Source organism: Allobosea sp. 05T433 (assembly GCF_056396065.1).
Genome location: NZ_JBFTKS010000015.1, coordinates 21173 through 47062, shown reverse-complemented (window position 1 = coordinate 47062; position 25890 = coordinate 21173). Strand labels below are relative to the sequence as shown.

General features: G+C 62.8%; 23 protein-coding genes. 12 read left to right on the top strand and 11 right to left on the bottom strand.

The annotated features are described in order from the left end of the window. Positions 1-14: 14 nt before the first annotated feature. Both AC1DGP_RS20535 and AC1DGP_RS20530 read right to left on the bottom strand, forming a co-directional pair. Positions 15-2411: a putative bifunctional diguanylate cyclase/phosphodiesterase gene (locus AC1DGP_RS20535; RefSeq protein ID WP_441508228.1), complete on the bottom strand. Its 2397-nt coding sequence runs from the start codon at positions 2409-2411 to the stop codon at positions 15-17. 60 nt (positions 2412-2471) lie between these two features. Continuing rightward, positions 2472-2933 carry a putative pterin-binding protein gene (locus tag AC1DGP_RS20530; RefSeq protein ID WP_441508234.1) on the bottom strand — a complete coding sequence of 154 codons (462 nt, stop codon included), beginning with the start codon at positions 2931-2933 and terminating at the stop codon, positions 2472-2474. Positions 2934-3179: 246 nt separating this feature from the next. Here AC1DGP_RS20530 and folE point away from each other — a divergent pair, with 246 nt between their 5' ends. The 7 genes from folE to AC1DGP_RS20495 all read left to right on the top strand — a co-directional run bounded on the left by folE (position 3180) and on the right by AC1DGP_RS20495 (position 10592). After that, positions 3180-3845 carry a GTP cyclohydrolase I gene (folE, locus tag AC1DGP_RS20525; RefSeq protein WP_441508229.1) on the top strand — a complete coding sequence of 222 codons (666 nt, stop codon included), beginning with the start codon at positions 3180-3182 and terminating at the stop codon, positions 3843-3845. 12 nt (positions 3846-3857) lie between these two features. Then, positions 3858-4367 carry a 6-pyruvoyl trahydropterin synthase family protein gene (locus AC1DGP_RS20520; protein WP_441508230.1) on the top strand — a complete coding sequence of 170 codons (510 nt, stop codon included), beginning with the start codon at positions 3858-3860 and terminating at the stop codon, positions 4365-4367. A gap of 461 nt (positions 4368-4828) precedes the next feature. After that, positions 4829-7261, top strand: a complete 2433-nt coding sequence (locus AC1DGP_RS20515) for an arylsulfatase (protein ID WP_476832467.1) — start codon at positions 4829-4831, stop codon at positions 7259-7261. 57 nt (positions 7262-7318) lie between these two features. After that, positions 7319-7690: a hypothetical protein gene (locus AC1DGP_RS20510; protein WP_441508232.1), complete on the top strand. Its 372-nt coding sequence runs from the start codon at positions 7319-7321 to the stop codon at positions 7688-7690. 218 nt (positions 7691-7908) lie between these two features. Continuing rightward, positions 7909-8877, top strand: a complete 969-nt coding sequence (locus AC1DGP_RS20505; RefSeq protein ID WP_476832466.1) for a Bug family tripartite tricarboxylate transporter substrate binding protein — start codon at positions 7909-7911, stop codon at positions 8875-8877. 13 nt (positions 8878-8890) lie between these two features. After that, positions 8891-9730, top strand: coding sequence for an alpha/beta fold hydrolase (locus AC1DGP_RS20500; RefSeq protein WP_441508589.1), 840 nt, complete (start codon positions 8891-8893; stop codon positions 9728-9730). 28 nt (positions 9731-9758) lie between these two features. Continuing rightward, positions 9759-10592 (top strand): amidohydrolase family protein, encoded by an 834-nt coding sequence (locus AC1DGP_RS20495; protein ID WP_441508590.1) that lies wholly within the window; start codon positions 9759-9761, stop codon positions 10590-10592. 4 nt (positions 10593-10596) lie between these two features. Here the strand turns inward: AC1DGP_RS20495 and AC1DGP_RS20490 are convergent, their stop codons facing one another. The 8 genes from AC1DGP_RS20490 to AC1DGP_RS20455 all read right to left on the bottom strand — a co-directional run bounded on the left by AC1DGP_RS20490 (position 10597) and on the right by AC1DGP_RS20455 (position 20164). Then, positions 10597-11331 (bottom strand): GntR family transcriptional regulator, encoded by a 735-nt coding sequence (locus AC1DGP_RS20490; protein ID WP_441508591.1) that lies wholly within the window; start codon positions 11329-11331, stop codon positions 10597-10599. 319 nt (positions 11332-11650) lie between these two features. Further along, positions 11651-13768: an acetate--CoA ligase family protein gene (locus AC1DGP_RS20485; protein WP_476775925.1), complete on the bottom strand. Its 2118-nt coding sequence runs from the start codon at positions 13766-13768 to the stop codon at positions 11651-11653. Positions 13769-13842: 74 nt separating this feature from the next. Next, the gene (locus AC1DGP_RS20480) at positions 13843-15477 is read right to left on the bottom strand and encodes an ABC transporter substrate-binding protein (protein WP_441508593.1); all 1635 of its coding nucleotides are present in this window, start codon (positions 15475-15477) and stop codon (positions 13843-13845) included. Positions 15478-15518: 41 nt separating this feature from the next. After that, positions 15519-16562 carry an oligopeptide/dipeptide ABC transporter ATP-binding protein gene (locus AC1DGP_RS20475; protein ID WP_441508594.1) on the bottom strand — a complete coding sequence of 348 codons (1044 nt, stop codon included), beginning with the start codon at positions 16560-16562 and terminating at the stop codon, positions 15519-15521. Next, entirely contained in the window at positions 16559-17371 is an 813-nt protein-coding gene (locus AC1DGP_RS20470; RefSeq protein WP_441508595.1) for an ABC transporter ATP-binding protein, read from the bottom strand. Before AC1DGP_RS20470 ends, AC1DGP_RS20475 begins: the two co-directional genes overlap by 4 nt. Next, positions 17368-18270, bottom strand: a complete 903-nt coding sequence (locus AC1DGP_RS20465) for an ABC transporter permease (RefSeq protein ID WP_441508596.1) — start codon at positions 18268-18270, stop codon at positions 17368-17370. Before AC1DGP_RS20465 ends, AC1DGP_RS20470 begins: the two co-directional genes overlap by 4 nt. A gap of 10 nt (positions 18271-18280) precedes the next feature. Next, positions 18281-19249 (bottom strand): ABC transporter permease, encoded by a 969-nt coding sequence (locus AC1DGP_RS20460; protein WP_441508597.1) that lies wholly within the window; start codon positions 19247-19249, stop codon positions 18281-18283. A gap of 12 nt (positions 19250-19261) precedes the next feature. After that, the gene (locus AC1DGP_RS20455) at positions 19262-20164 is read right to left on the bottom strand and encodes an amidohydrolase family protein (protein ID WP_441493497.1); all 903 of its coding nucleotides are present in this window, start codon (positions 20162-20164) and stop codon (positions 19262-19264) included. A 270-nt stretch (positions 20165-20434) separates the two neighbouring features. Here AC1DGP_RS20455 and AC1DGP_RS20450 point away from each other — a divergent pair, with 270 nt between their 5' ends. Then, positions 20435-21214: an IclR family transcriptional regulator gene (locus AC1DGP_RS20450; protein WP_441493496.1), complete on the top strand. Its 780-nt coding sequence runs from the start codon at positions 20435-20437 to the stop codon at positions 21212-21214. A gap of 10 nt (positions 21215-21224) precedes the next feature. Here AC1DGP_RS20450 and AC1DGP_RS20445 read toward each other — a convergent pair whose 3' ends face one another. Further along, complete coding sequence (locus tag AC1DGP_RS20445; RefSeq protein WP_441508598.1) at positions 21225-21944, bottom strand: TetR/AcrR family transcriptional regulator; 720 nt, start codon at positions 21942-21944, stop codon at positions 21225-21227. Between the two features lie 135 nt (positions 21945-22079). Here AC1DGP_RS20445 and AC1DGP_RS20440 point away from each other — a divergent pair, with 135 nt between their 5' ends. Genes AC1DGP_RS20440 through AC1DGP_RS20425 form a run of 4 tightly spaced genes read left to right on the top strand, consistent with a single transcriptional unit; the run spans position 22080 to position 25889 of the window. Beyond that, entirely contained in the window at positions 22080-23135 is a 1056-nt protein-coding gene (locus AC1DGP_RS20440; RefSeq protein ID WP_441493494.1) for an ABC transporter ATP-binding protein, read from the top strand. Positions 23136-23175: 40 nt separating this feature from the next. After that, positions 23176-24219, top strand: coding sequence for an ABC transporter substrate-binding protein (locus AC1DGP_RS20435; protein ID WP_441493493.1), 1044 nt, complete (start codon positions 23176-23178; stop codon positions 24217-24219). 24 nt (positions 24220-24243) lie between these two features. Next, positions 24244-25092, top strand: a complete 849-nt coding sequence (locus AC1DGP_RS20430) for an ABC transporter permease (protein WP_441508599.1) — start codon at positions 24244-24246, stop codon at positions 25090-25092. Continuing rightward, complete coding sequence (locus tag AC1DGP_RS20425) at positions 25089-25889, top strand: ABC transporter permease (protein WP_441508600.1); 801 nt, start codon at positions 25089-25091, stop codon at positions 25887-25889. Before AC1DGP_RS20430 ends, AC1DGP_RS20425 begins: the two co-directional genes overlap by 4 nt. Position 25890 lies beyond the last annotated feature (1 nt).

Below are 25890 nucleotides of genomic sequence, written 5' to 3'. Positions count from 1 at the left end.
GGCGGCCTGCGGCGTCAGGCCGCGAGACGCATCTTCTCCAGGCGCGAGAAGACCTGCGCGACATCCGCCGCGGGGGTCGGTGGCCCGAAATAATAGCCCTGCACCTCGGTGCAGCCCACCGCCATGACCGCCTCCAGCTGTTCCCGTGTTTCGACGCCCTCGGCGGTGGTCGTCATGTTCAGGCTCTGCCCTAGATGGGCGATCGAGGTGACGATGGCGCGGCAATCCTCCTGCACATGCATGTCTTTGACGAACGACCGGTCGATCTTGATCTTGTCGAAGGGAAAGCTTCTGAGGTAGCTGAGCGAGGAGAAGCCGGTGCCGAAATCGTCCATGCAGGTGCGGATGCCGAAGCGGCGCAACTGGTGCAGCACGGCGAGCGTGGCATCGCTGTCCTGAAGCAGCACGGATTCGGTTATCTCGAGTTCGAGCCGATGAGCCGGCAGCTGGCTGCCAGCCAGCGCACTGAACACGATCTGGGCGAAGTCGTCGTTGCGGAGCTGGACGGCCGACAGATTGACCGATACCCGGGTGCCGTTCGGCCATTGCGCCGCATCGGCACAGGCGCGCCGCAGCACCCACTCACCTATCGTCACGATAAGCCCGGTCTCCTCGGCGACCGGGATGAATTCTGCTGGGGAGATCGCCCCCCGGACCGGGTGGGTCCAGCGCAGCAGCGCCTCGAAACTGACGATCTCCATCCGCTTCAGATTGACGATGGGCTGGTAGTAGACCTCCAGTTCGTTTTCCTGGAGCGCCCGACGGAGCGCATCTTCCAGCGCGCGCCGCGCGTCGATCTGCTCTTCCATGGGGGCCTCATAGAAACAGTAGGTCCCCCGCCCGGTATTCTTCGCCGCGTACATCGCCATGTCGGCATGGCGCAGCAGCGAATCGCAATCGCTACCATCCTTGATGGCCATCGCGATGCCGACGCAGGTCCCGATCCTGATGTCGCGACCGGCAATGCGGAAAGGCTGCCCCATGCGTTCGACGATGCGGGAGGCGATCCGGCGAAGCTCGTCGAGATCGGGGTACCCGCGACACAGGACAGCGAATTCATCGCCGCCGAAGCGAGAGACGATATCGCTGCCGCGGACCGCCTTCTTCAATCGGACGCTGACGGATTTCAGCAGCGCGTCGCCCAGTTCGTGACCGAGCGTGTCATTGACGGTCTTGAAACGATCGAGGTCGAGATAGAGCACGGCGAAACTGCCGGCCTCGCCGTGATGAAGTTCGAGCGCGCGCTCCAGATGTTCGCGAAACTGGGCGCGGTTCGGCAAATCCGTCAGCGCATCATGATGCGCCATATAGGCAATGCGCTCCTCCGAGCGCCGGCGCTCGGTCACGTCCTCATAGGTCGCAACCCAGCCACCATCCGGCATCGGCTGCTGCGAGACGGAGCAGACCGTGCCGGCGGCCAGCTCGAACGAGAACGTCGCCGATCGCGGTCCCGACGCAATGGCCTTCTGATGGGCGAGCAGGGCAGCGAAGCGCTCGTCAGCCACGGTCGTAAGACTCGCCCCCGGCTTGGTGCTCGACGCCGGCAGCTCGAACATCTGGCGAAAGCGCTCGTTGCAGACGATCAGGCGGTGTTCGCCGTCGACCAGCAGCAATCCCTGCGACATGTTGTTCAAGGCCGCATCGAAGCGCTGGTTCTGGGTCCGCAATTCGATGTCGCGCAGCACCAGCATCTCGTTCTGATTCTTCAGGCTGTCGTTCTTGCTGGAAATGTCCTCATTAGCGCGTTCGAGTTCGCCCTTCGCGTCCTTCAGCCCGTCGGTCAGCACATGCATCTCGCGATGGGCATGATTGAGCAGCCGGTTGCGAAAATGAAGCAGCAGGACCAGGCCAAGCGACATCAGCACGAGCGTCACGATGATGCCCGAGAAGAACCAGTGCAGGCTCAGAAGCTCACGTTGATCGCCATCGACCTGATCGCCGGAAATGCGGTTGGCCGCCGCTGCAAGGCTCGACATCTTCTGGTCGAGCGGCGCCAGTCGCGCACGGATCCGCGCGGCATTCTCTGGGTTGAGATGGTCGACCCAGGGTTCGATCTCGGCCAGGGCCTGGCGGAATTCATCGACGGTCGCGCGCCTGTCGGCACCTTGATTGACGAACTCCTCGAACTCGCCGGAGCTGAGCAGGCTGAGGCGGTTGAGCAGGATCTGATAGCGCAGCGCCACCTCGTCGGCGTCGACCTTGCTGGACGGAATGCTGAAGCTGGCGACGCGCTCCTGGAAGCGCTGGAGCTCGACGACGGACTGGCTCGCAAGCCAGGTTACATTGTAACGCGCCGTCTGTCGGATCAGATTCTGCTGCTCGACGATAAGACTTGATACATACAATGCAGACAAAACGAGGCCGACAAGAACGGCCCCGAGAAAGGTTTCTATCTTCCGCATCTTCAGCATGAGTTAATCCCGGCAGATTCTCCCACAGATGCTAGACAGTTGCCATTATCTACCCTCTCCCTAGCGGACAATCAACTTTGAAACCTGCCAGGCCGAGCGGCTGTAGAACTTCTGGCTGCGCAACTCAGGGTTGCTGTCATAGGGATAGACGATGAACAGCGGCCCCTTGTCCCGGATCGGCATGTATTCAGCGTTGCGCTTCAGCGCCAGGATGACGTTGTACTTCGCGAAGTCCTCGAGCGGTATTTCTGTCGTATAGTCGTTGAGTGCGATCGCTTGAACGGTGTCGCCCTTGGCGCCGACCGACTTCATCAGTTTATCGAGGGAGATGCCCTCGAACTTCTGCGGTCCGGAGTACCACGGGGTATTGGTTTCGATTGTCATGAGGCCCATCGCCTCGAGCGCGGCGCGATCGAACTGTGCGGAATCCCCGCTATTGGTCACGGAGATCTTTCCGGATATCGTCAGGATGACCTTGTCCGTCGGAGCGGCCAAGGTCTGGGCGCTGACTGTCCCGGCCATGAGCAGACCAATGGACGAGATCGCGCCCAGGGTGATTCCACGTCGCAATGTGTCTATAGACATGAGGGGCTCCCGATCGGTCCAAGCTCGAAATCCTACGAGCCGGCCATTAAAAACCTCTAAAGCGGAACTCGGTTAAATTATTGATATACTTACACAAGAACCCCGCGAATTCCTCTGCGATTTTGACGTACTAACCCGACCCACGTGCGACCCCTACCGCCCACGAAGGCATCTGGATGCAACATGTCACGAGCGAATAGCCTATCGAATTCAGCCCGCCTCGGAAACCACGCGGTCGAGGGCTACCTGGACAAGACCGAGCGGGCGGACATGCGGGCCGCGGCTGCGAAGAAGATCGAAGAGCTGTTCGATATTCTGCAGATCGACCACCAGAACGATCATAACACGCGCGATACACCGGCGCGGGTCGCCAAGATGTTCGTCGAGGAACTCCTGCACGGCCGCTATAACCCGCCGCCGAAGATCACCGAGTTCGACAATGCCACGAGCTATGACCAGCTGATCGTCACCGGCCCGATCGATGTCCGCTCGACCTGCGCCCATCACCTGATGCCGATCTATGGCGTGGCCTTCATCGGCGTCCTGCCGTCACCGGAAGGCAAGATCATCGGCCTGTCGAAATATGATCGCATCATCCAGCATTTCGCAGCCCGCCTCCAGATTCAGGAAGAGCTGGTCAAGCAGATCGAGCAGCATATCGTCGAGACCACCAATCCCCGCGGCCTGGCGGTGAGGATCAGCGCCGTCCACATGTGCAAGACTCATCGCGGCGTTCGGGCCAGTCATGCCAGCCGCATGGTGAACAGCTCATTCTACGGCGAATTCGCCACAAACGATTCATACAAGGCCGAATTCCTGCAGGAATGCACATCCCTGGAACGCCGGTAGGGACCCGAATCAATGGATAGCGTGGTAATGATGCAGGACCACAGGCCTTCGCGAATCGTTCACCGGGACGTCTATCGGTCGACCAAGACCTATGACTTCGTCGAAGGCTTGTCCTGCTGCTTCCGGCAATGGCGCGCAACGCATTCGCATTGCAGCCTGGTTCACGGCTATGCGCTGTCCTTCAAATTCATCTTCGCCACCCACGAGCTCGACGAGCGCAACTGGTGCTTCGATTTCGGCGGGATGAAGGAGATCAAGACCTGGTTGAAGCACATGTTCGACCACACGATGATCGTCGCGGCCGACGACCCGCATCTCGACGCGTTCCAGGGGCTGGCCGACAAGGGCCTTGTCGACCTGCGGATCATGCCCGCAGTCGGCTGCGAGGCGACAGCGCGCTACACGTTCGACCATGTTGCGGCCTGGCTTGCCAATCAGATCGGCGAGCGTGTCTGGCTGGAATCGGTCGAGGTCCGCGAGCATGACGGAAACTCGGCGATCTTCGAGCGTCGGCAGGGCTAACGGCTGACGCTTCAAAACCGGCGCTCCATTCGCAGGCCAGATCGCGGCCCGACCTACCGGCTTTCAGGCCAATCCGGAGGATCGGCTCCGGCGAATTTCCGGGGGAAGCGGGGCAGATCGGTCACTGGAGGCGCAGACGGTTCAGCCCCGACGTCGCATCCTGATCGGCGATGCGGGCTGCCGCCGATCGCAACGGCACATTCAGCGCAGGCCATGTGAGGATTGCCCCCTCCGCGCGACACAAGTCACAGCAGGTCGTGGATGCCGGATCGGGACCGAACCCGGTATGCTGTCGACCGGATGATCGCGGCATGGTCATTCCTTGCCGGATTCAGCGGTCAAAGCGTCCGATTCTGCCTAGACCTCCAGTTGAACCGAGATCATGATGGGCGGTCCCCCGGGTGGGAGCGCAGTTTTTTCGCAGCGATGTACCGGTCTCTTCAAGGCAGCGGGAGTTTGCTATGGCGAAACTCGGTCGCAGCGCCCTCGCCGGCGCGAGCCTTCTCACCCTGGTCTGCCTGCCGGCACTGGCTCAGCAAGTCACTGGCACCCTAGGTTCGCCAAGCGCGACGACGACGCTTAACGGAAAGCAGTTGCCGCCCCCCGATCCGAGATTCGGCGGAGTGATCAACCAGAAGGCTTCCGAATCGAAGGCTTGGTGGGCGCCAAGCATCGTGCCGCCAAAGGGCGCGCCCAACGTGCTGCTCATCATGACCGACGATGTCGGCTTCGGTGCGCCGGGCACCTTTGGAGGCGTTGTCCCAACTCCGGCGCTCGACCGCATCGCAAATAGCGGGATCCGCTACACGAACTTCCACTCCACGTCGCTGTGCTCACCGACGCGCGCGGCGCTGATCACCGGGCGCAACCATCACGTCGCCGGTTTCGGCGTGGTGGGCGAGATCGCGACGGGGTTTCCAGGGTACAATTCGATCATCCGGAAGGAGAACGGCACGATCGGGACGATCCTCAGAGAGAATGGCTACGCGACCTCGTGGTTCGGCAAGAACCACAACACACCCTTCTACCAGGCGAGCCAGGCCGGACCATTCGATCAATGGCCGACCGGATTGGGCTTCGACTATTTCTACGGCTTCGTCGGCGGAGACGCGAGCCAATGGCAACCAAATCTCTTCCGCAACACGACGCCGATCTATCCGTTCCAGGGCGCATCGAACTGGAACCTGACCACAGCCATGGCCGACGAGGCCATCCAGCATATGAAGCAGCTCAAGGAGGTCGCGCCGGACAAGCCGTTCCTCGTCTACTATGTCCCCGGTGGCACGCATGCGCCGCATCATCCCACGCCGGAGTGGATCGCCAAGATCAGCGACATGCACCTCTTCGACGGCGGCTGGAACACGCTGCGCGAGACGATCTTCGCCAACCAGAAGAGGCTCGGCATCATGCCGGCCGAGGCCAAGCTGACCCCCTGGCCCAAAGAATTGCCGGAGTGGGATTCGCTCGGTTGGGAGGAGAAAAAGCTCTTCACCAGGCAAATGGATGTCTACGGCGCCTATCTCGCCTATACCGATCACGAGATCGGACGGGTCATCCAGGCCGTCGAGGACCTCGGTCAGCTCGACAACACCCTGATCATCTATATCAGCGGCGACAATGGCGCGAGCGCCGAGGGCATGCTCAACGGCACGCCGAACGAGTTCACAACCTTCAACGGCGTTGCAGTGCCCGTGAAGGACCAGTTGCTCTGGTACGAGTTCTGGGGCTCGGAGCGAACCTTTCCGCATTTTGCCGCCGGCTGGGCCTGGGCGATGAGCACGCCGTTCAAATGGGTCAAGCAGGTCGCCTCGCACTTTGGCGGAACGGCCCAGGGCATGGCCATGTCCTGGCCCGGCCATGTCAGGGATGTGGGCGGCATCCGGCGGCAGTTCCACCACATCATCGATATCGTGCCGACGATTCTGGAAGCGACCGGTGTCGCTGCCCCCGCTACTCTCGACGGCATCAAGCAGCGTCCGTTCGACGGCGTCAGCATGATGTACACCTGGGACAAGGCGAGTGTGGCCGTGCCATCCCGGCGCAAGACCCAGTATTTCGAAATGCTCGGCAACCGCGCGATCTACAATGACGGCTGGGTGGCGGCCACGACTCCAGCGACCCTGCCCTGGGCACTGAGCACGGCCCCGCCTCCGGATGTGATCACGGGCTACAACTGGAAGCTTTACAACGTCAGGCAGGACCCCACGGAGTCCAATGACCTGGCTGCGAAATTGCCGGACAAGGTCAAGCAGATGCAGGCGTTGTTCTATTCGGAAGCCAAGAAATACGACGCACTGCCGCTCGACAATTCGTCGCTCGCGCGCTGGAACACACCGCGTCCGAGCCTGACGGCGGGCCGAACGCTCTTCACCTATTCAGGAGAGCTGTCCGGTGTGCCGCCGAGCGCTGCCCCAAGGATCCTCGACAAGTCGTACACCATCACCGCAGAGGTTGAGATTCCCGAGGGCGGCAGCGAAGGCATGATCGTGACCGAGGGCGGACGCTTCGGTGGTTATGGCCTCTTCCTCAGCAAGGGCGAATTGGGGATCGGCCGCGGCAAGCCTGTGTTCCTTTACAATCTCCTCGATCTGCAGCGGACGATCTGGGAAGGGCCGGAACTGACGCCGGGAAAACACAGCATCGTCTTCGACTTCAAATCCGACGGCCCGGGCCTGGGCAAGGGCGGCACCGGCGTCCTTTCCGTAGACGGACAGGAAGTGGCCAGGAAATCGATGGACCACACCATCCCGATCACGTTTCCCGAGGACGAAAGCTTCGATGTTGGCCTGGATACCCGCACCGGGGTCGCGCTGCTGGAGCATCGCTATGACCCACCGTTCAAGTTCACCGGCAAGATCAAGAAGCTGACCGTCAAGCTCGAGCCGGTGCAGTGAACGCAGCCAGATCCCTGCGCGCTCCCGTGCCTCTCGTGCGAATATTCGATCAACAAGATGGACCGGGCCCAGGCGATGAAGAACGTGCTGACGATCGCCGCCGTGGCAGAGATCGCAACCGGTCTGGCGCTGCTGGTCGTGCCTTCATTCGTCGCGCAAGTGCTGCTCGGCGAGGAACTGGACGGGGCTGCCCTGCAGATCGCGAGCATTGCGGGTATCGCCCTGGTTGCACTGGGGATCGCCTGCTGGCCCGGCCCGCCTCTGCTGGGCATGTTGATCTATAGCGGCGCGGTCGCACTCTATCTCGCCTACCTCGATCTTACCGGAGCTTCCGGCGGCGTCTTGCTATGGCCAGCGGTCATCTTCCACGCCGTCCTGACCGCACTATTGCTCCGGTCGATCGCGCTGGCGGTTCGCGCGGCGAGATAGGGAGACGGCCGGATATCGGCCGGTCTGGGCCAATCTCGCAGGGTTCGGCGCAGATGCACGAACCCTCTCGTCACGAAGCCCTAGATGTCGTCAGCGTCGCGCAGCACAAGGACATGATCGCCGAGCAGTACAAGCATGATTCATCAGGTCATTGGCATGACCCATTGACAGCATAATGACTGCGTGTCACCAAGGCTGCGGCTCAAGGGAGACTGCCAATGAAGATGGCCAAGCTGGTCGCTACCGGTGCATTGGGCTTAGTGGCCTGCATAGGCTGGACGGGAGCCAACGCGTCAGACCCCTACCCGCAGCGCTTCGTCACGCTCGTCGTACCCTTCCCCGCCGGAGGCAGCTTCGACGTGATCGGCCGTCTCGCGGCCCGGGCTCTCAGCGAGAAATGGGGGCATCAGGTTGTTGTCGAGAACAAGCCTGGCGCAGCCGGCGACATCGGAGCGGCCAGCGTGGCAAAGGCCGCGCCCGACGGATATACGCTGTTGCTCGTCAGCGACGGGCTGCTCAGCAATGACAGCCTGATGACGCGCCGGCTCTTCGACCCGCTGAAGGATTTCAAGCCGGTCACCCTGATCGCCCGCTCACCGCAGGTGCTGGTCGGCGGCCCTGCCCTGAAGACCAGGACGCTGGTCGAGATGGTGAAGCAAGGCGGCGGCAMGGATTATCGTTTCGGCACCGCGGGCACAGGAACGCCCGGCCATCTCGTCGCCGAATTGCTGGCAAAGGTCAGTGGGTTGACGCTGACCCATGTGCCCTATCGCGGGGGCGCCCCCGCCCTGACCGACGTCCTCGGCGGCCAGATCGAGCTGGTCTCGACGGGCTTGCCGGCCCTGATCGCCGCCATCCAGTCCGGCTCGGTCGTGCCGCTCGCCGTCTCCTCCGAGAAGCGCTTTCCATCCCTTCCCGACGTTCCCACGATGGCGGAAATCGCCCCCGGCGCTTCGGTAGAGACCTGGTATGGCATTGTCGGCCCAGCCGGACTGCCTGATGCGCTGCGCGACCGTATCCACGCAGACACCGTGGCCGTCATGCAAAGCCCCGCGATCACGGCACGGCTGATCGACAATGGCTTCGAGTTCGTCGGCGCCGGCCCTGCCGAGTTCAGCGCTGCCATGGCGCGTGATCTGCCGCGCTGGCGCGAGATCGTGACCCTGTCCGGTCTCAAGCCTCAATAGCGGAAGCATCCTGATGTTCAGTATCGAAGGTGCCCAGATCGCTGCACGGGCGGCGGACGGTTGCGCGATCAACGCCACTCTGATGCAGGCAGGATTTCCTGGCGCGCCGCGCATCCTCCTGATCCACGCCCTCGCCATGAGCTGGCGGCAATGGCGCGGCGTCGCGGCGGCGATCGACCAGGAAGCGACAGTCGTGGCGCTCGATTGCCGTGGCCATGGCGCGTCCGAGCGGCGGCGCGGCCCCTATAGCTGCGAGATGATGGCGGCCGATTGCATCGCCGTCCTCGACGAACTCGGCTGGGAGGAGGCTACGGTCGTTGGCTGCTCGATGGGCGGCTGCGTGGCCCAGGCGGTCGCCGCCGGTTTTCCGCAGCGCGTATCGGGCCTCGTGCTGGCCGACACGACGGCGACCTACGGCCACCAGGCCTTGCCGGCCTGGCGCGAGCGCGGCGAACGCGCGCTGCGCGACGGCATGGGCACGCATATCGACTTCCAGCTGGCACGCTGGTTCAGCGACTGCTTCCGGGCGAGCAGCCCCGAGATCGTCGAGGACTGCCTGGCCGTGTTCCAGGCCAACGACCTGCATTGCTATGCCGATAGCTGCGCCATGCTGGGCGAGACCGATCTGCGCCCAGCCCTGAAGGCCATCCACTGCCCCACGACCATCCTGGTCGGCGAGTTCGACCACGCGACACCGCTCGCCATGGCCGAGCAGCTCGCAGAGGCAATCGCGGATGCGCGATTGGTGATCATCCCCGATGCCAAGCATTTCGCCCCGGTCGAAAAGCCTGACGTCGTGGCGAGGGAAATCCTGGCAATCGCCCGGCACCCGGCCGCGGCGCAGGTGAACTGAACAAGAAAATCATGCTGGAGGAAACGCCATGACGATGAATCGCCGCCATTTCTTATGGGGAAGCGCTGCAGCGATGACGCTGGGGGCCGGCGCGGTCCGGGCCAGTGCGCGCCGCATCTTCGATTCCCACTGTCACATCATCGATCACGCTTTCCCGATCGTACCCAATCAAGGCTATACGCCACCGCACTACCCTCTCAGCGAGTACCAGGCAGCCACCCAGCCGCTCGGCGTCCGCGCCGGAGCGATCGTATCCGGCTCGTTCCACGGCTTCGACCAGACCTATCTCGAGAGCACCCTGGCGAAGCTGGGCAAGGGCTGGGTCGGCGTCACGCAGGTGCCGAACACGATTGCCGACGGAGAGATCGCGCGGCTGAGCACGCTGGGTGTCCGGGCGCTGCGCTTCAACATGTTCCGCGGCCGCATCGACAGCGTCGACGACCTGATGTCGCTGGCGACCAGGGCCCACGCAGCCGGCCAGTGGCACGCCGAAATCTATGCCGATGCGGCAGCGCTCGGTCCCTATGTCGACAAGCTCACCAAGCTGCCGCAGATCGTCATCGACCATCTCGGCATGACCGAAGCGGGCCTGCCTGTCGTGCTCGATCTCGTCGACGCGGGCGCGAAGGTGAAGGCCACCGGTTTTGGCCGGGCCAAGCTCGATATTGCCAAGGCGCTCGAACGGATTGCCGCCAGAAATCCGAGCGCGCTGGTGTTTGGCACCGACCTGCCCTCGACACGCGCCGAGCGCCCGTTCCAGCCTGCCGATATCGACCTCGTCGAAAAGGTGCTGGGGGCTGACCTCGCCGGCCGCGCCTTCTGGGATAACGGCCTTGCCCTCTACCGGGTCTCCGCGACCTGAGCCCTCAGGTCAAGCGCACCTTGTAGCGAAAGCGATCTCCCCGGCCATAGGCGCGGCGCCAGTCGATCGGCGCGCCATTGGCATCCATGGAGGTTCGCTCGACGACGATGATCGGGTCGCCCACTGGCACATTCAGCAGTGCGGCCCTGGTCGCATCGGCGTGGCCCAGCGAGAGTTCATCCTCGACGGCCGCGACCACCTGCCCGAACTCGCGCTCATAGACCGGGTAGAGCAGCGGCCCGATCTCCGCCTCCGGCAGGTCCGCAAACCGGGCAAAGCGAGGCAAGGGCAGGAACAGATCTTCCGAGATGGCCGGCTCGCCGGCCCAAAGCCGCAGCCGCAGCACCTTCAGGACCTGTGCGCCCGGTGGCAGTCGCAGTGCCGCCGCCACCTCCGCATCAGGTTCGATGATCTCGCGCTTGAGCAGACGGCTCTCCGGCACGGTCTTGCCGGCATGTGCCCCCGCATCCTTGAAATTGAACCAGCGAAACAGGCTGCCATCGAATGAGGGGCGCCGCACAAAGGTGCCGCTGCCCTGCCGGCGCTCCAGCAAGCCCTCGCGCATGAGTTGCTCCACGGCCTTGCGCACCGTGTTGGTCGAGACGCCGTATTCCCTGGTCAGAACCTGTTCGGAGGGGATGGTCTGGCCCGCTTCCCATTCAAGCGATGCGATGCGGGACGCGAGGGCATCGCGCAGGCGCGCATGCAACGGCAAACGCTCGTCAGTATTCTGCAGCATGTCCTTATTCCGTACTCGGGCCTGTCAGGGCGGACGTCCCACCATCTGATGATGCCTACAGCCTAACAACCTCAAGCTGGGAGGAAAAACATCTACGGCCAAGATTCTCGCAGGAAGCGCACCGGAATACGGAACGCTGATCGGTGTCCCCCCCGGCGCACCCTGCATGGCACGCGCATACGGCGATCCCTCTGCCGGGTTTCGGCATCCGCACCAAGTCTTGGCGGCGAGCGCACCGATGCCTCGGCCCGACCGGCGCAGGCGGGAGGCCTGACGCCGCCTCGCCGCAACCGATCAGGCGCTGCCGTCACAATTGCTGTCAGCCACGAACGAAGAGTGCATCGACAACGCGAACCTCACCCGAACCTTTTCGGATGAGAACCGGATTCAGATCGCATGCCGCCAGCAAGCCCTCGAAATCGCTAGCGAGTTGCGAGAGCTTCACCGCGAGATCGACCAGATGGCTCGTGTCCGTTTGGGGCATCAAATTGCGATACCCTCCCAATATGCGGTCGAGCTTGGTCCGGCGGAGCATCGCACCTGCCTGCTCGTGATCGAGCGGCGCAAGCGCGACCGCTCGATCGGCCAGGAGCTCGACCAGCGTGCCGCCACTGCCCAGGACGATCATCTGGCCAAATGGCGGCGCAGCCGTGAATCCAGCCATGGCCTCGACACCGTCGACAAGCTGCTCCTGCAATTCATAGCCGTCGATCGTCGCAGCCGGCAGCGCCCTGCCGACATTCTCGGCAATGGTCGCGATCGCGCGGCGCAAGCCGTCCTCATCGCGGACGTCCAGCACGACGCCGCCAACATCCGACCGGTGCTGCACGTCCCGGGATGCGACCTTGACCACCATGGGAAATCCGAGCTCGCCGATACGGGCGACCGCTTCGCCTTCGTCCTTCACCACGATCGATTTGACCAGAGGGATGCCGTAGGCGCGCAGCAGCCGGAATGACAGTTCGGCATCGAGAGTGCCCGAGCATTGCTCGATCTCGCGCCTCAGGCTGGCGACCTCCTTGTTGAACGGCGTCCGCGCGGCGCTGCGCTGGCGCGCCCAGGAGCCGGCGGGCCCCGGCTTGCCGAGCGCGAGATTGCCGACGGCGCGAAGTCCGGCGTGAAGCCCGCGCAGCAGCGGCACACCGTGATCGGCCAGCATCGAACGAACGCCCGGATCGACATTCTCCGAAGTCGGCGAGATCACGACCAGCGGTGTTTCACTCGCCTTGCCGGCCTCGGCATAGACGCCGAGCACATTCATGTAATTCTGCAGCGTCGCAGGGTTAAGGCTCTCCTGCGTATCCTGAAGGGCGACGACGGCACCGACATTCTCGTCACCGAGAACCGCCTTCATGGCCTCAGGCGTATTGCGGTCCTCAACATTGACCGTCGCTCCGAAATCGACCGGATTGTTGCCGGCCGTTCCCGGCAAGGCAGCACGCAAGCGTTGCCCGGTCGTCGCGCTGTAGGCCGCAACAATTACGCCCTGCAGTTCCGCAACATCGCAGGCCAGGGCGGTCTGACCGCCGGAAATGCCGACGATGCCGATGCTTGCTCCCCGGACCATGCGCCGCGCCACCGCCGAGCATTCGAGCGCCGCGATGAGCTCGTCATAATCCGCGACCGTCGCGATATTGGTCTCCCGAAAGAAGCTGTCATAGGCGTCGCGATCACTCACCAGAGCCCCCGTATGGGCCTGGGTGGCCGCAACGCCGACATCCGAGCGACCAACCTTGAGCACCACCAGGGACTTGCCCGCGGCATGAACGCATTCGGCGGCCTCGGCGAGCGCACGGGGAGACTTGATTGACTCCGCGACCACCCCGATGACCCGTGTCTCATCGTCGTCCGCAAACCAGCGCACATAATCTGCGGCCGCAACCTGGAACTCGCTGCCGACGGTCACGACCTTGGAAAGCCCGATGACCGTCGAGTTCATCACCGAGATCGCCGCCGATCCGGATTGGGCCACCAGCGCGACGTTGCCGGGCCTCAGGCGCAGCGACGGCCTGGATGGGTAGAGCGGGATCGAGTCGGTGAAATTGACCAGCCCCATGCAGTTGGGGCCGTGCAAGACGATGCGGCTCTGGGCGCCGAATGCACGAATTGCCCTCTCCTCGTCATGCGAGAATCCGTTGGTGAAGACGATCGCCGAGCGTACGGAACTCGACTCGAGTTCCTGCAGCATGCCCGGCACATGCGCTGCGGGAATGGCAATGATCGCAAGGTCAGTCTCCGCGCGGATCTCGGCAACCGAGTTGACGGCGCGCAGACCTTCGATCTGATCGGCCTGGGGATGGATCGGGAGGATCTCCCCCGTGTAGCCCCATGATTTCAGATTGCTGATGACCACGTTGCCCTGCGTGACGCGCTTCGCCGAGGCGCCGATAATGGCCACCGAGCGTGGCCTGACCATGGGGGTGACGTCGATATGCAAGGCGATATGTCCTTCGATAGCGATGTGCCGTCGCAGCCGCCATCGGCGGCTGCGGGCGCTGTGTCCGACGGAAGTTACTGCTTGTCTTTCGGGAGCCAGGCTTCCGCCCAGTTCGGATGGGTGTTGAACGAGAAGTTGAACTGAGCGTCCAAGTTCTTGAAATTGTTCGTCACGGCCTCGAAGACGCGCGAATTCGTCAGCGCAAGCTGGTTCAGATCGCGCGCGATGATCTCGGCATAGATCTTGTAGTGCGCCTTCTGCTGATCCGCCGGCGCCGAAGCCGCATTGGCCGCGACCTTGTCGAACTCGGGATTACAGTAGCTCGTCGGGTTGGCGTAGGGGACGCTGGTCTCATTGCAGACGAAGCTGCGGTCGACGCCGAGAACCGGGTTCGAGCGTCCGGTCAGCGAGATGATCGACGCATCGAAATCATGCTGGGTATAGACCTTGTTGGTCCAGATCTGCTGATCGAGCGCGCTGAGCTTCACGTCGATGCCGAGCGCCGTCCACTGCGCCTGCACGACCTGCGCCACCGCGTCGTAGGGAGCGGCCGAAATCACGGCCAGCTCGAGCGCGAAGCGCTTGCCGTCCTTCAGCGGAAATCCGGCCTCGTCGAGCAATTGGGCGGCGCGCTTCGGATCATAGGCATACATCGTGTCATAGTTGACCGACGGGTCATGCAGGTTCTTGAACTGCGTCGGGATGGCGTTCTTGGCGGTCTCGGCCAGCCCCTGGTAGACATCCCTTACGATCCGCTGGCGATCGATGGCGTGGAACAGCGCCTGCCGGACCTTGACGTTGTTCATCGGCGAACGCCGCAGATTGAAGTCGATGACGGCGGTCTCGGGCGCGTTGGTCACGATCGGCACGACCCGGAACGAGCCCCGCTTCGCGGCCTGCTGGGTCGCCGGGACCTGCACCACCTCGGGACGGAACCAGTTGACCTCGCCGTTGACGATGGCGTTGAGGCGCTGCTGCGGGTTCGGGATGAGCGCGAAGATCACCGAGTCGAGATAGGGCTTGGGCGCCTCCCAATAGTGCGGGTTGCGCACGAAGGTGATCGACTGGCCGCTGACCCATTTGTCGAACTTGAACGGGCCAAGGCCCACCGGAGCGATATTGGCTGGGTGAGTGGCGATGTCCTTGCCCTCGTAGACGTGCTTCGGCATCAGCGGAAACACTTCCTTGTCGAACAGATCGAGCGTCGCGGTCAGCGGCTGCTTGAGCGTCAGGACGAAGGTCTTGTCGTCGGGAGCCGAGGCCTTCTCGACCAGCGGCATGAGCTTGGTGAGATACGTGTTGAACTTGCCGAAATTCTCCAGCGTGAAGACCACGTCGGCGGCAGAGAACGGCTTGCCGTCCGACCACTTCACGCCCTCGCGGAGGTTGAAGGTGTAGGTCTTGCCGTCCTCGGAAATGGTCCAGCTCTTTGCCAGGCGCGGAACGCGATTGGCTTCGCGGTCATAGGTCATCAGCCCGTCCGCCCAGACATCAGCGGCGAACAGCGCCGGGACCGACGATGTCATCTGGGTGTTCAGATTCGGAATTGTCGTAGAATTCAGCGCGGCGATGACCGTGCCACCCGGGACGGGCTTGCCATCGTCCGCCTGGGCTCCGGCGGAGAGCAGAAGGCTCGACGCTCCCGCAAGCAGTGAGATCGCGCCCAGCCTCTGCATCGTCCACGCATCGCTTCGTTTAGCCGTGTCCATGATGTGCTCTCTCCCTTTGGCTTTTCTGGGTAGTCCCTGAATCAGATCTCGACGGGCCTCGGCGTCCTCTCTACGGGGGCCACACCTGCCGGACGCGATGACGCGCCGATTTCGTCCGCGCGGTGACAGGCCACAAAGGTTCCGGTCTGGCCGACCGGTTTCAGCGCGGGGTCGGCCGTCGCGCAGATTTCGATCGCAAAGGGGCAGCGGTGGCGGAACCGGCAGCCGCCCTGCATGGGCTCAGGCATATCCGCTCGCACTTGTGTCGCGCTCAGGCTGCGGATCCGGCCACGGCGTGGATCGAGCGAAAGCCGCGCATCGAGCAACAGCCGGGTATAGGGATGGAAGGGGCGCTCGTAGATCGAGCGGCCGATCTCGACGATCCGGCCGCGATACATCACGGCGGTCCGGTCGGCGATCGACTCCATCGCTCCGAGATCGTGGCTGATCACCACGAAGCCGACATTGGTCGCCTTGTGCAGATCCCGCATCAGCTGCAGGACCTGGGCCTGGACCGAGACGTCGAGGCTCGACAGCGGTTCGTCGGCGATGATGATCGCGGGCCGAAGCATCATCGCCCGCGCAATCGCGATGCGCTGCTGCTGCCCGCCTGAGAGCTGGTGCGGATAGCGGTCGAGATAGTGGTCCGGGGGGTTAAGGCCGACCGCGGCAAGATGGCCGGCGAGAAAGGCCCGCGTCTCGCGCAGCGTAGCAAGCTCATGGCGCTGAACGATGTAGCCGAGCATGCGCTCGACCGTCATGCGGGGGTTCAGTGACGAGGCCGGGTCCTGAAACACGGCCTGGACCTGGCGTCGGAACGCCTGCCTGGCGGAGGTGCCGAGCGAAGCCAGCGAGGTGCCGCGAAACTGCACGTCGCCCGCCGTCGGACGGTTCAGCATCAGCAGCAGCTTCGCCAAGGTGCTCTTGCCGGAGCCGGATTCACCAACGATCGCCAGGGTCTCACCCTCGTTGACGTCAAGATCGACGCCATCGACCGCCCGAACCGTGTTCCAGCCGGGTCCGTTGGCGTTGCGGCTGGTGTAGAGCTGTTCGACGCGAGTCATTCGCATGATCGGAGCGGTCATGACTGAAGCTCCCGCGTCAGCCGGCGCGTGCTGAGATCGATCAGGCGCCGGGAATAGTCGTGCTGGGGCTGCTCGAAGAGCGCGATGGTCTCGGCGCTCTCGATCACCTTGCCGGCGCGCATCACGTAGACCCGATCGCAAAGCTCGGCGACGACACCGAGGTCGTGCGTGATGATGGCCATCGCCATGTTGCGCTCCTTGTGCAGCCTGTAGAGCGTCTGCAGGACCTGCAGCTGCACGGTCGCGTCGAGGGCCGTCGTCGGTTCGTCGGCAAAGAGAAGCTGAGGATCGCTGGCCAGCGCGATCGCGATCATCACGCGCTGGCGCATGCCGCCCGAAAGTTCATGCGGGTAGCGACGAGCGAGATTGGCCGGGTCGGGTAGACCTACTTCGTCCAGAAGGGTGAGAACGCGGGTCTTGTCGGAGCCGCGCCCTGCATCCCGGGAGAGCGCCTCGTGGATCTGCCGGCCGATCCGCTGCGTCGGGTTGAGATAGCCGAGCGGATCCTGGAAGATCATCGAGAAGCCGCGCCCGCGGCGCAGGGCCCGCAGATCGCCGTCGTCCATCGCAAGGATATCGCGGCCCTCGAAGGCAAGCCTGCCGCTCAGTTCCTCGATGTTCACGTTCGGCATCAGGCGTGTCACGGCTCGCGCCATCGTGCTCTTGCCCGAACCGGATTCGCCGACGATGCCGACGCATTCGCCCCGGCCGACCTGGAAATCGACCCCGTCGATCGCCTTCACGACCTTGTGGCCGAGACGCAGATGGACCTTCAGGTCGCGCACGTCGAGAAGAAGCGATGCGCTCATTGCAGCCCTCCCATCCCGTTCGTGCTGCGCGGATCGATGACCTCGTTCAGCCCGTCGGCAAAGAGATTGAGGCCGACCACGGTGATGCAGATGGCTGCGCCGGGAAACAGGCTCATCCACCAGGCGCTGTCCATGTAGTCCTGCGCGACGAAGAGCAACCGGCCCCAGCTCACCCTGCTCGGATCGGAGAGGCCGAGGAAACCGAGCCCGGCCTCGATCAGGATGGCGATGCTCGCGTCGAGCGCGACCTGCACGATGATCGGCTGCATCGCGTTGGGCAGGATCTCGCGGAACATGATGTGGGCCGTCGAGAGGTCGGCGACGCGGGCGGCAGCAATGAATTCGCGGTCGCGAAGCTTGATGTACTGGCCGTAGACGAGGCGGGCCTCCATCGGCCAGATCGCCAGCGCCACCGCCGCGATCAGGAGCCAGAAATTGGAGCCGAACAGCGCGACGGCACAGAGCACGAGAATGATGACGGGAAGGGTCTGGAACAACTCCACCAGCCGCATCAGCGCCGCCTCGACCGGGCCCTGGAAATAGCCGGCCAGGACCCCGAGAGTGCCGCCGACGAGCAGTGCGGCCAGCGCCGCCCCGAGCCCGACGAGCAGGGACGAGCGGCTGCCATGGACGACGAGCGAGAACACGTCCCGGCCGATATTGTCAGTGCCGAACAGGAACTGGGACGATGGCGGCGCGAGACTCAACTGGGTCTGCTCCAACGGATTGTAGGGTGCAATCAGCGGAGCAGCGGTCGCCACGATCACCAGGACGATGAGGATGCCTGCTCCGAGCGCGCCGTGACGCGTTCCGAAGAGATTGGCGACATGGGCCTGCCAGCTCCCGACCGGGATGCCGTTGCCGGATGCCGGCGCCATGGCGGTTTTGCTGTCTGACATGGCTTCGACCTCACCGCATGGTTCTGATGCGCGGGTCCAGCGCCGCGTAGAGGAGATCGACGATCAGGTTCATGGCGACGACGGCGACGGCCGAGAAGATCACGACACCGACAACCGTCATGTTGTCCCTGAGCCGGATCGAGTCGACGAGCAGCAGGCCAAGGCCCGGCCAGGTGAAGACCGTTTCGAGCAGGACGGCGCCGCCGAGCGCGGAGCCGAAGGCATAGCCGGCGATCGTGACCAGGGGCAGGCTCGAATTGCGCATCACGTGGTTGCGGATGATCTGCCCGCGGCTCAGGCCCTTGGAGCGTGCGGTGATGATGTAGCCTTGCGACAGCGTGTCGATGACGCTGGCGCGCATGATCCGCGCGATCCGCATGCCCTCGTGGATGCCGAAGGCAAGGACCGGCAGCGCGAGATAGCGCAGCTTTTCGAAGAGCCAGGCGACACCATGCGTGCGGCTGATCAGGGGGCCGATGCCCTGGGTCGGAAACCAGCCGAGCCGGAGTGCGAACAGCATCACCAGGAGCTGGCCGAGCCAGAAAGTCGGGATCGCGTAGGCGATCAGGGCGGTGGTCGTCCAGAACTTGTCGACGCCCGGCCGGCGTGTCGTTCCCGCCGCGATGCCGATCGCCATGCCGAGCGGAATCGCCAGGGCGAAGCTGACCGATGCGAGCAGGATCGTGCGGGGCGCCCGTTCGAGGATGAGGTCGAGGACCCCGCGCTGGTTCTGATAGGAGAAACCGAAATCGCCCTGCGCGACATTGAGGAGATAATTGCCGACCTGAACGAGGAAGGGGTCGTTCAGGCGATACTTCTCTTCGATCGCCTGCCGATACGCCGGCGGAACGGGGTAGTCGCCGACGAGGGCCTGCACCGGATCCCCCGGGATCATGTGCAGCATGGAGAACATCAGGATGATGATCGCCAGGAGCAGAGGGATTGCGTAGAGCGCCCGCCGGCCGACGAAGCGAAGCATCGGACCCCGCCCTCAGTTCAGCCGGAAGAATTCAGCGGCGTTGCCGTACAGCCATTTCTCGATGACCTTTTCCTTGAGCGGCAGCTGCTTGTACTGCTCGATGATGCTCTCGAAAGAGGTCCCGAACAGGTAGCGCGACAACCCGACCATGACCTTGTCCTGGAGCAGCGTGTTGCCGAACTGAAGGAACTGCTCCCACCCGGAACCGGGCTGGCTGAAATACCGGGGATGGTGGGCCGCCGTGTCGACATAGAGCCGCGGGTGCCGGCGGAGCAGCCCGACCATCTCGTTCACCCAGGGCCAGCCGGCGAGGCCCGCCACGATCCTGAGCTCGGGGAAGTCGATGGCGACATCATCGAGATAGCGCGGATGCCCGAGATCATAGGGCCGGTCATTGGCGTAGTTCATCGCCGTGTAGATGCGGACCGGGACGTCGAGCTCGGCTGCCTTCGCGTAGAGCGGATAGTAGCGGCGATCATTGGCCGGCACGCCGTTATAGAGCGCCGACAGGCGCAGGCCGTTTGCGCCCTCCTCCTTGACCAGCCGCTCGAATTCGCGAACCGCCCGCATGCCGTCGAAGGGATCGAATGTCGTGAACAGGAAGAAGCGGCCGGGATGGGCCTGGTGAATCCGGCCCGTCGCACTGTTCTCGGCGCCGACCAGCAATCCCCGCGCGATACCGGCACGGTCCATATCCTCGACCAGCCGCACGAGACCGCCGTCGTCAGCCTCCCCCTTCTTCGGAGCCGCCTCTTTGCTCCTGAAGACATTCCCGTAATTGGCGAATCCGTAGCCCTCGGGCCGCGGCAGCGACTGGGCGAAGGGCGTGCCCGGCCGTCCTCGCGAGATGCGCTCCAGATCCGGATTCGCCTCGCTATGAGGCAAGCTCAGTTCCATGTCGATCACGCGGCTCATTCACATTTTCTCCGTGACGAGTGCAGGCGCAGATATCCACCCGCCTTCGATAATTGAGCGCTCGCTTCGGGGGTGAGTCAAGAGAGTGATTAATTTCTTCCAGAAATGTTCACTATCTTGACATTTGAGCCAAAGAGGCCAATTCTCACCCCGACAACGCCGGGGCAGGTCGAGGCTCTCAAACCCCCTCATCAAGCGCATCCGGTAATTATCAAACAATAATCGATCGAAATAATACGAACGAAGCCACCTACATAGATGGAGAAATTCTTGAAGATCCCCGCAGACGATCCCGACATCGCAACAACTCTCGTCAAGGGACTGGCTGTTCTGGAGACTTTTCGTCCGAATCGCACATTGATGAGCAATGGCGAGATCGCGAAGGAATCGGGGATCAACCGTTCCACGGTCGCACGTTTGACCTATACGCTGGAAAGAATGGGCTACCTCAGGCAGGAGAAATCCAAGTTCCGGCTGAGCTGGCGCGCGCTCATGCTGGTCAACCCGCTGCTGGTCAACCTGAAGCTGCTGCACATCGCGCGGCCCTCGATGCAGAAGCTGGCTCAGGACCTCGGAGGGACCGTCTCGATCGGCACGATCGACCGAACCAACTTCGTCTATCTCGAGACCTCGCGGGTGAACGAGAACATCTGGACCTCGCCCGACCTCGGCACGATCGGGCCGCTGCTGCCGGCCACGATCGGTCATGCGCTCGGCTCCCTCCTGTCAGAGGACGAACTCAAGCTGAAGCTCGAAGAAATGAAGCGTCGCTCGCCCGAACTCTGGACGAAATACTCCGAATCCTTCCTGCAGGGCGTCATCGATTGCCGCAGCCGGGGGTTTTCTGTGGCCAAGGGCGTCTGGATTCCGGGCACCCATTCCGCTGGCGTGCCGCTGATCCGGGACGCCAACGGCGATTGCTTCGGCATGAACTGCCGGGTGCCTGTGTTCCGGCTCAGCCCCAACCAGATCGAGGACGAGGTCGCACCCCGCTTGATTTCGCTGGCTGCGAATATTCGCAATCAGCTGAGCTATATCATGCCGAGTTGACGGCGATCACTCAGTCGACCTGGCGTAGCCTTGGCAAACTCGCCCCCGGCGCAATGCGCTCGAGCGATTGCGAACCGTAGATCGTCGAGAACCACATATCGGATAGGGTGCTCGCCACGAGTTGGGGCTTGGCTTGAAACCCAGCGAGCGAAGGCTGGGTCTGCCCGTAGATCTTCAACAACAGCTCATCGACCATTCCGATCAGGCAGAAGATGGTCAGTTTGAGTTTTTCAGCATCCCACAGCTCGAGCTGTCCTTCGCGGCGCAGCCTGGCGAGGACGCGCTCCACCATGGCGTTGTCGGCGCTACGGCCAACCTCGGCGATCAGCTCGTCCTCGTCCTTGAGCCGGAAATGGCAACGCATGAGTCCGACATTGCGACGGAAGCATTCGACATAGTGCAGGTTGGCCTGGTGGATTGCTTCGTATTGCGACGCATCACGGGCAATTGGGTGGCGCGATGCGCGCACGAACATGAAATAATCGGCGATAGTCTTAGCAACGACATCGCGTTTGGCTGCGAAATACCGGTAAAACGTCCCGTGCGCGACACCAGCGGTCGCCGCAATGAGATCAACCGAAATTGCGTGATAGTTTTTTTCTCTGAGAAGGCGCGCGGTTGCCAGCTCGAGCTGCAACTCAGTGCGAATGATCTTCTTCTCGCTTTGCGCGGCAGCCAAGCGTTTCTCCAGGTAATCCACGTAATCGAAATTTACGTTTTCCAACAACAAGGGCCCGCCCTTCTCACTATCGCTTCTGACAGCACACTCAATCGCGCCGCAATCTCAATACCAGCATAGCGCGCTTGACAAAAAATGACACTATCGTCACTTTTCAAATATGCCTCTCATTCGGAGCCGGATCAAATGAGTTCGACCGGAGCGACGATCGATTTCAGAAGCGTTCGAAAGACGTATGGAAAGTTCGTCGCGCTGGAGAGCTTCTCGATGCATGTCGAGCGCGGGGAGTTCATGACCCTGCTCGGGGCGAGCGGCTCTGGAAAGACGACCGCCCTCAACGCGCTGGCAGGCTTCACGGATATCGACAGCGGTGAAATTCTCATCGACGGAGTGCCGATCACGAAGCTGCCGACGGAGAAGCGCGACATCGGCATGGTGTTCCAGAGCTATTCGCTCTTTCCCCATCGCAATGTCATCCGCAACATTTCCTTTCCCCTCGAGATGCGCGGCGTGCCGCGGGCCGAAGCCCGGCGGCGCTCGGAGAAGGCGCTCCAGATGGTGCGGCTGGACACACTAGCGAACCGCATGCCGCACGAACTGTCCGGGGGCCAGAAGCAACGCGTGGCCTTTGCACGCGCGGTCGTGTTCGAGCCCCGGGTGCTGTTGATGGACGAGCCGCTGGGCGCCCTTGATCTGAAGCTGCGAGAGACACTCCAGCTCGAGATCAAGGAATACCAGCGCCAGATCGGGTGTACCGTCATCTATGTCACCCATGATCAAGGCGAGGCGCTGACGCTCTCCGACCGGCTGGCGGTCATGGACAAGGGCCAGGTCCTGCAGATCGGCCCTCCGGAAGAGCTCTACGACAAGCCGCAATCACGCTTCGTCGCGGAATTCGTGGGTGCAAACAACATCCTCAAGGTCGAGGGCGCCGCGCCAGCGTCCGTCATGCTCGAAGGGCTTGGCCGCGTGTCCGGGAATGTCGCGCATCTCTCGGCGGCCAGCTTCGCGTCAATCCGGCCGGAGCTCATCCAGATCCGCCAAGATGCCGCCGGCGCGCATCGGGCCACCCTCGCGGAGGCCGTCTTCTTCGGCAATTCCGTCCGCTACGTGCTGCGCGCTGCGGACGGCAAGGACATCTCGGCCATCGAGCCACGCAGGCCAGGACAGGACGTGCTGCCGCTGGGCACGCCGATCAGCTTCGATCTCAACGTCGCTGACCTCGTCTCGCTCACGGGTTGAGCTTCCCAGACCACCAAAAAAACTMAGGGGACTATCGATCATGACGATGACCAGAAGAGCTTTCGGAATCGCCACAGGTGCACTTGCCGGCGTTTTCGCGTTCAAACCCTCTTTCGCTCAGGACGTGACCATCGTCGTCAACGGCTCCGGCGGGGCGCTCGCCACGATGATCACGAAGATCTTCGAAGAGCCTTTCACCAGGGAGACGGGAATCAAGGTCAGGCCGACAGCACCCGTGAGCCTTCCCAAGCTCAAGGCCATGGTCGAGTCCGGCAATGTCGAGTGGGATCTGACCGAGCTGAACGGCGACGACGTCGTGACCGCAACCAAAGCCGGATGGCTTGCAAAGATCGACTATTCGATCATCGATCCCGACAACAAGCTGCCGGCCATCGCAAAGCAGCCGACTGCGATGGTCCGGGCCTCTTATTCAACCGTGATCGCTTTCAGGACCGACAAATTCGGCAACGGCAAGACGCCRCAATCCTGGGCCGATTTCTGGGACGTCAAAGCTTTCCCGGGCCCGCGCTCGCTGGAAAATTCGCCCAAGGGCAACCTCGAATTCGCCCTGCTTGCCGATGGCGTTCCGCTCGACAAGCTCTATCCGCTCGACGTCGACCGCGCCTTCAAGAAGCTCGACCAGCTCAAGCCCCATATCCCGGTCTGGTGGACCAACGGAGCCCAGCACGTCCAGTTGCTGATCGACGGCGAGGTCAGCATGACTTCATGCTGGAACGGCCGCATCACCCCCCTGAGGAACGAGGGCAAGCCCGTCGACATCACCTTCAAGGGCGGAGCCCTGATGCTCTCCTTCCTCGCCATTCCAAAGGGCGCGAAGCACCCCACCGAGGCGATGCGCTTCATGAAGGCTCGCATGGACCCTGCGGCATCGGCGGCATTCGTGAAGCAGGTCCCCTACCCCGGCTTCGTGCCGGGAATGATGGAATTGCTGGACCCGGCCTTCGCAGCGACCCTGCCGACCTCGCCCGAAAACGCGGCGGTGCAGTTCGAGTTCAACAGTGCCTGGTGGGCAGAGAATCTCGACGCGGTCTCAACACGCTGGAACGAATGGCTGCTGATCTGAGCCACTCGGGAACCTGGCTGCATCATGAAACTCCGGTGGACGAAAACCACGCTTTTGCTCGCGCCAGCGACGTTGCTGGCAGCGCTTCTCTTCGTCTTTCCGGTATTCGGCGTCCTGAAGCTGACCGTACACGATGGAACGGCTTTCACGGCCGAGGCGCTGCGACAGGTCTATAATTCGCAGCTTTCCATCATCGTCCTGCAGAGGACGTTCGTCACCGCCGCGACTGTGACGGTGATCTGCCTCGTCATGGGCTACCCCATGGCTTACTTCATGGCGGGGCTCTCGCCGCGCAAGCGGGTGCTGGCGACCTATCTGATCCTCCTACCGTTCTGGATCAGCATCCTGGTCAGGACCTACACCTGGATCATCCTGCTCGGGCGCGAAGGCATTCTTAACAAAGCGCTTGCCGCCCTTGGCCTGACGGCGGAGCCCGTTCAGCTGCTCTATACGCCCATCGCCGTTCACATCGGAATGGTTCAGATCCTGCTGCCGATCGTGATCCTGACCTGCCTGACCTCGATACTCGATGTCGAGCGGGATCTCGTGAAAGCGGCCCGATCCCTGGGTGCATCGCCAAGGCAGGCCTTCTGGAAGGTGGTCTTTCCCCTCAGCGTGAGTGGAGCGGCGACGGGTGGCATCATCTGCTTCATCCTCTGCCTCGGCTTCTATGTCACGCCGACGCTGCTGGGCGGCCGCACAAGTCTCCTCATCGCCAATCTCATCGATCTCCAGGTTCACAAGACGCTGAAATGGGACCTGGCGGCGGTGATGGCTTCGACGCTGCTGGCGGCGACCTTCTCCTGTCTTCTGGCTTACTGGGCCCTCACGCGGAAACGCTCCGAATTCGCGACCGGAGGGCTCGCACGATGACCCGGGCCGTCCTGACCGCGTATTTTGTCCTCGTCGCCAGCTTTCTGCTGCTGCCGCTGTTCTTCCTCGTTCCGATTTCGCTGACCGACAGCCAGTTCCTCGAATTCCCGCCGAAGTCGCTGTCCCTGCGCTGGTACAGGGAATTCTTCGTCGATCAGAGTTGGGTCGACGCCACGCTCGCGAGCCTCAGGATCGGGGTCGGTGCGACAATCCTCAGCCTGCTCTTCGGGACCCTGGCGTCGGTCGCGCTCGTTCGTACGGATTTTCGCGGAAAAGGCCTGCTGAGTGCCATCTTCATCGCGCCCCTCATCATCCCATCGGTGGTTATCGCCCTTGCGCTCTACATCGTGTTCCTGCGCTGGCAGCTGGTGAACAATATCTACGCGCTGACATTGGTTCATGCGCTGATCGCCCTGCCCTATGTCGTGATGATCGTGTCGGGCAGCCTTCGCAGATACGACATGACGATCGAGCGGGCAGCGCGTGTCCTTGGCGCGAGCCCCATCCGGGCGTTCCTGCACACGACCCTGCCTTACCTAGCGCCAGCGATGTTTGCTTCGGCGATCCTGGCCTTCTTCGCGTCCTTCGATGAGCTGATCATCACGCTCTTCATCTCCGGCGGATTGCAGACGCTTCCCGTGCGCATCTGGAACGATCTCAGCCTCAAGCTCGATCCGACAGTGCCTGCCGTCGCGGTCATGCTCACTCTTCTCAGCATCGTCGCGATGACCGTGGGTGAGATCGTTCGCCGCCGGAATGAACGCCGATACCAGTCGAATTCAGTGTCCGAGGCCTGAC

What these genes read in the sequence shown, in the direction of transcription:
- AC1DGP_RS20470 (WP_441508595.1), bottom strand. Translation starts at nt 17,371, where the DNA reads ATGAGCGCATCGCTTCTTCTCGACGTGCGCGACCTGAAGGTCCATCTG.
- AC1DGP_RS20460 (WP_441508597.1), bottom strand. Translation starts at nt 19,249, where the DNA reads ATGCTTCGCTTCGTCGGCCGGCGGGCGCTCTACGCAATCCCTCTGCTC.
- AC1DGP_RS20490 (WP_441508591.1), bottom strand. Translation starts at nt 11,331, where the DNA reads ATGCTGCAGAATACTGACGAGCGTTTGCCGTTGCATGCGCGCCTGCGC.
- AC1DGP_RS20430 (WP_441508599.1), top strand. Translation starts at nt 24,244, where the DNA reads ATGAAACTCCGGTGGACGAAAACCACGCTTTTGCTCGCGCCAGCGACG.
- folE (WP_441508229.1), top strand. Translation starts at nt 3,180, where the DNA reads ATGTCACGAGCGAATAGCCTATCGAATTCAGCCCGCCTCGGAAACCAC.
- AC1DGP_RS20465 (WP_441508596.1), bottom strand. Translation starts at nt 18,270, where the DNA reads ATGTCAGACAGCAAAACCGCCATGGCGCCGGCATCCGGCAACGGCATC.
- AC1DGP_RS20520 (WP_441508230.1), top strand. Translation starts at nt 3,858, where the DNA reads ATGGATAGCGTGGTAATGATGCAGGACCACAGGCCTTCGCGAATCGTT.
- AC1DGP_RS20425 (WP_441508600.1), top strand. Translation starts at nt 25,089, where the DNA reads ATGACCCGGGCCGTCCTGACCGCGTATTTTGTCCTCGTCGCCAGCTTT.
- AC1DGP_RS20495 (WP_441508590.1), top strand. Translation starts at nt 9,759, where the DNA reads ATGACGATGAATCGCCGCCATTTCTTATGGGGAAGCGCTGCAGCGATG.
- AC1DGP_RS20510 (WP_441508232.1), top strand. Translation starts at nt 7,319, where the DNA reads ATGGACCGGGCCCAGGCGATGAAGAACGTGCTGACGATCGCCGCCGTG.
- AC1DGP_RS20480 (WP_441508593.1), bottom strand. Translation starts at nt 15,477, where the DNA reads ATGGACACGGCTAAACGAAGCGATGCGTGGACGATGCAGAGGCTGGGC.
- AC1DGP_RS20440 (WP_441493494.1), top strand. Translation starts at nt 22,080, where the DNA reads ATGAGTTCGACCGGAGCGACGATCGATTTCAGAAGCGTTCGAAAGACG.
- AC1DGP_RS20530 (WP_441508234.1), bottom strand. Translation starts at nt 2,933, where the DNA reads ATGGCCGGGACAGTCAGCGCCCAGACCTTGGCCGCTCCGACGGACAAG.
- AC1DGP_RS20475 (WP_441508594.1), bottom strand. Translation starts at nt 16,562, where the DNA reads ATGACCGCTCCGATCATGCGAATGACTCGCGTCGAACAGCTCTACACC.
- AC1DGP_RS20500 (WP_441508589.1), top strand. Translation starts at nt 8,891, where the DNA reads ATGTTCAGTATCGAAGGTGCCCAGATCGCTGCACGGGCGGCGGACGGT.
- AC1DGP_RS20535 (WP_441508228.1), bottom strand. Translation starts at nt 2,411, where the DNA reads ATGCTGAAGATGCGGAAGATAGAAACCTTTCTCGGGGCCGTTCTTGTC.
- AC1DGP_RS20455 (WP_441493497.1), bottom strand. Translation starts at nt 20,164, where the DNA reads ATGAGCCGCGTGATCGACATGGAACTGAGCTTGCCTCATAGCGAGGCG.
- AC1DGP_RS20515 (WP_476832467.1), top strand. Translation starts at nt 4,829, where the DNA reads ATGGCGAAACTCGGTCGCAGCGCCCTCGCCGGCGCGAGCCTTCTCACC.